The sequence below is a fragment of the Variovorax sp. 01T439_2 genome (assembly GCF_056398445.1).
Genome location: NZ_JBFTPJ010000897.1, coordinates 1 through 2423 on the forward strand (window position 1 = coordinate 1; position 2423 = coordinate 2423).

Genomic DNA, 2423 nt, shown 5'->3' on the forward strand with positions numbered 1-2423 from the left:
GGCCAGCGACACCGGAAACCAATCTTCTATCGGTTCCAGAAGCCCGCTGATGCCCGCTACCCGGCGATGGTCGAGCTGTTCGCGAGAGCCCCCGACGGGTTGCAACCGGCTGAGGGCAGCCAGCTGACACCCATACCGCTCGACGACGCCGTCTCCAGCTTGTCTGCCATCTTGCTGGACGAGGTCTACTACGCATTCATCATGGCCGGCCGCCGCGAAGTCGATGGCCTGCCCTGGGTCGGCGAAGACCGCCTGATCCCGCTCAAGGCCGTCGCGTGGCTGGAACTCACGGCGCGAAAAGAGCAGGGCGCCAAGGTGGATACCAAGGACGTGCGCAAGCACCTCAACGATGTTCTGCGCCTTTCACAACTGCTCGCGCCCGCCACACGCATCGCGGTCGACGAAAAGATCAGCGCCGACATGACGCGGTTCCTTGTTGCCGTTGCTGCGGACACGTCCGTCGACCCGAAAACGCTGCAGCTCGGCAACGTCGCCGTCGCCGAACTGGTAGCCCGTATCGCCCAAGCATACGAAATTGAACTGCCTGCGCAGGCGGCGGGATGACGGGCGAGAAGTCAAGCGGAGCGGATCGATGAGCAGCCAGTCTGACCGGAACTCACAAAGAACGGAGGAGGAGACATGGCATTGTTCAAGGCTTGGTGCGCTGGCACCGAGGACAAAAGCAAGAGGAAGACATTCCGAACGTGCTTGGAAAAAGATAGCGGCCGTGCAGCCGTTCTTACGCAGCTGGGCGAAACCGTCAGGACGCACGACGACCAGGCTGACGATGTTGCCCGCCTCGGATACGACGGCGCCTCCGAAATTCTGAGGGCACTGCTGCCTCAGTCGAAGCGCGCGCGCTCCGGTGATCTCGGCGAAATCCTGGCCTCTGAACTGGTCGAGGAGGACATGGGCTTTCGTGTTCCCGTTTGGCGGATGCGATTCAAAGATGACGGCGAGACCGCCCATCGCGTTGCGGCTTGAGGCTATGCCAACGCACATGCAGCGCAGGGGCGGGCCCGGTTTGACGGCAACCCGGCGTTGCTGGCTTGACGCCGATTTTTTGCTGCCATTTGCTTGTGCAGAACGAGGCCGCGTGCTGGCGCTGGAAGATGCCGCCACGAAGCTGCTGAAGCCGGAGAATGCGTGAGCATGGGTACGAGGAAAGCGCTGAGTTGGAGCGACGTCAAGGACAAGCTTGCCGACTTTGACCGCCCGGGCTTGATCGGCCTGGTGCAGGACCTCTACGCCGCCAGCAAGGATAACCAAGCCTTCCTGCACGCGCGCTTGGGGCTCGGCGACGATGTGTTGAAACCGTACAAGGCAACCATCGACCGCTGGTTGTGGCCCGACGTGTTTAAGAACCAGGACACCTCGGTCACGAAGGCCAAGAAGGCCATCGCGGATTACAAGAAGGCCGTCGGCCAGCCGGAGAGCCTGGCCGAGCTGATGGTGTTCTTCTGCGAGCGGGCGGTGGGCTTCAGCAACGATCTCGGCGTGCAGGACGAAGGCTACTTCAATGCCGTGGTGCGGATGTTCGGGCAGGCGTTGAAAGTCATGGACGCTCTGCCCGAAGGACGCAGGTCCGCCTTATTGGGTCGTCTGGATGCTGTCCGACGCCTCGGCCACAACCTGGGATATGGCGTTGGCGATAACATGGACGACCTGTTGGCCGAGCGTGGATTCGATGGCGGACCCCGATGAACTCACCAAGCTGCGCGCGGAGAACAGCCGGCTGATCGCGCTGCTCGAATCGCACGGCATCGAATGGCGGTCGCGGCAGCAGCCGTCCCCATCGCCCGTCGAGTCCTCGAGATTGTCCACTGACGCGAAAGTCGCTATCTTCCGCCGGCTCTTCCGCGGTCGTACCGATGTGTTTCCCGTCCGATGGGAGAGCAAGACCACCGGCAAGTCGGGCTACGCGCCGGCTTGCGCGAATGAGTGGCGCACCGGGGTGTGCGAGAAGCCCCGCATCAAGTGCGGAGACTGCGGCAATCGTCTGCTCGTCCCGCTGTCGGACGCGGTGATCTACAAGCACCTGGCTGGCGAGCATACGGTCGGGGTGTATCCGCTGTTGGAGGACGACAGCTGTCATTTCCTGGCCGTCGACTTCGACGAGGCCGAATGGCGGGACGATGCGCAGGCGTTCATGCAGTCTTGCGCGGAACTGGGCGTGCCAGCAGCGCTGGAGGTCTCGCGCTCCGGCCAAGGGGCCCACGCCTGGGTGTTCTTTGCCGCTCGCGTGCCGGCGCGCGATGCCCGTCGCCTCGGCATAGCCATCATCAGCCACACCTGCGCGCGCACGCGGCAGCTCCGGCTCACGTCCTACGACCGACTGTTTCCGAATCAGGACACGATGCCCAGAGGCGGCCTTGGTAACCTGATCGCCTTGCCCCTGCAGAAGGGGCCGCGCGAAAGGGGCT

4 protein-coding genes are annotated in these 2423 nt (G+C 63.4%); all 4 read left to right on the forward strand.

The features are described 5' to 3' along the window. On the forward strand, positions 1-564 hold a 564-nt coding region (locus AC1DOC_RS29455), incomplete at its 5' end, for a hypothetical protein (protein ID WP_478131101.1). A 75-nt stretch (positions 565-639) separates the two neighbouring features. Then, positions 640-984 (forward strand): Hachiman antiphage defense system protein HamA, encoded by a 345-nt coding sequence (locus AC1DOC_RS29460; RefSeq protein ID WP_319432140.1) that lies wholly within the window; start codon positions 640-642, stop codon positions 982-984. A 168-nt stretch (positions 985-1152) separates the two neighbouring features. Then, entirely contained in the window at positions 1153-1704 is a 552-nt protein-coding gene (locus tag AC1DOC_RS29465; protein ID WP_278879710.1) for a hypothetical protein, read from the forward strand. Then, positions 1688-2423: TOTE conflict system archaeo-eukaryotic primase domain-containing protein (locus AC1DOC_RS29470; RefSeq protein ID WP_478131102.1), on the forward strand; the 736-nt coding region annotated here is incomplete at its 3' end. The genes AC1DOC_RS29465 and AC1DOC_RS29470, both read left to right, overlap by 17 nt.